General features: G+C 77.4%; 1 protein-coding gene and 1 pseudogene. One reads left to right on the forward strand and one right to left on the reverse strand.

The window, feature by feature from the left end; translation table 11 throughout:
* Positions 1 to 1093 (forward strand): outer membrane protein assembly factor BamB family protein (locus AAHZ94_RS33505; RefSeq protein ID WP_349997466.1); only part of this gene is annotated, 1093 nt, incomplete at its 5' end.
* A gap of 290 nt (positions 1094 to 1383) precedes the next feature.
* Here AAHZ94_RS33505 and AAHZ94_RS33510 read toward each other — a convergent pair.
* Positions 1384 to 1835 (reverse strand): annotated as a pseudogene (locus tag AAHZ94_RS33510) (hypothetical protein); the annotation flags it as partial.

A 1835-nucleotide genomic window follows, 5' to 3' on the forward strand; every position in this document is an offset into this window, starting at 1 on the left:
CCCCGGGGGGGCGGCGGGGGCCCGGGTGTCCGCCCCCCCCTCCGCGGGGCCCGGGGGGGACCCCGGCCCCGGCGGGGGGGGCTTCCGGACCGGCGACGTCGCCTGGGCCATGGCCGTCTCCGGCGGCCGAATCCACGCCTCCGACGGCACCACGCTCTACGCGCTGGACGCCACCGACGGCGCCGAGCGCTGGCGGCTGGCCACCGACGGCTGGGTCTACTCGCTCTCGGTCGACCGCGGCACCGTCGTCACCGGCACCCGCGGCGGCGGCGTGCAGGCGTGGGAGGCCGCCAACGGCGAACTCCTGTGGGAGATGAGCGGCGCCCAGACGGACTTCGAGACCCCCGAATCCGGGCCGGTCATCCACGACGACACGGTGTACGTGTGGTCGGACGCGCGGCTGCGCGCCCTGGAGGCCCGTACCGGCGTCGAGCGCTGGTCCTACCCGGTCGGCGACGCCGCGTCCTGCGGCGGCGTACCGGTCAGGCTGCTGCACGCGCCCGACGGCGTCGCGTACATCGCCGCCGGCACCCGGGTGCTCGCCATCGACGTCGCGCACGGCGCCGTGCACTGGCGCTTCGAAGCCCCGGCCGTCTTCCTCAGCCCGCCGGCGTACGCCCCCGGCGCGTCCATCGCGGGCGGCGGCATCTACATCGCCGACTACCTGGGCACGGTGTACGCGCTGGACGCCGAGAGCGGCCGGGACCGCTGGCGGATCGCCACCGAACCCCGCCAGTCCGTGGAACCGGTCCTGGTCGCCGCGGGCTCCGTCCACCTGGGCAGCGGCGGCGCGCTGTACACGCTCGACGCGGTGACCGGCACCCCCAAGTGGCGCTTCGCCGCAGGTGGCGAGGTCATCGGGGCCCCGGTGGTCGCCGACGGCCGGGTCCACTTCGGCTCGGCCGACCACTGCCTGTACACGGTCGACGCGACCGGCGGCCAACTCCGCTGGAAGCTGGCGACCGGCGGCGAGATCACCGGCTCGCCGGTCGCGGTCGCCGGCGTCGTGTACGCCTGTAGCAAGGACCGCTGCGTCTACGCCCTGGACGCGGCCAAGGGCACGGGCCTGTCCCGCTCACCCGCCCGTCAGTAGGCGGGCGGGGGCCCGACCGGCGGCCGGACCTGCGGCAGCAGTCGCCGCCGGGGCCGGGCGGGGGGAAGCGGGTACGCGCGTCTGCATGCGCGGGGTGCGGTGCGGCGGCAGTGTGGTGAGCCGCGGAGCCCTGGTCTGGTGGGGGTACGCGCGTATGCGTGCGCGAGGCGGGTGTGAGCGTGCGGGTGTGCGCGGGGCAGCACTGTGAAGCCGCGGCGCCCTGGTCTGGTTGGGGGTACGCGCGTACGCGTGCGCGAGGTGGGTTTGGGCGGGCGCGGGGTGGGCGTCCGTCAGGTGGTGTCCTCGTCGCGGTGGATCGGCTGTGGAACGGTCCGCTCCAGGTCCGACTCCGGTGGGGTGGCCTCCGCGGGGCTGGCCCATGAGGGGCCGGTCTGCGCCGGATCGGCCTCGGCCGGGGTGACGTCCGCGGGGTCGGTGTCCGCGGGGCCGGTGTCCGCGGGGCCGGCCGTCGTACGGGGCGCAGTGGCCTCCGCGGGGCTGGCCGTCGACGGGGGAGGGGCTGACTCCGCGGTGGGCCGGGCCCCGTCGGCCCGTGGCCCCGGCGACCGGGCCCCCTCCGGCCGTGCCCCGTACGCCCGTACCTCCGCCGCCTGCGTCTCCTCGGTCACCGGTGGCATCTCGATCGTCTTGTCCAGCCGCTCGGCCTCGGGCGCCGCGGGCCAGGTCACCTGGGGGGTGGGACTGGTACCCGGCCTGGCCCCGGCCCCCGGGGAGGCGGGGG

The sequence above is a fragment of the Streptomyces sp. HSW2009 genome, assembly GCF_040240285.1.
GTDB lineage: Bacteria > Actinomycetota > Actinomycetes > Streptomycetales > Streptomycetaceae > Streptomyces.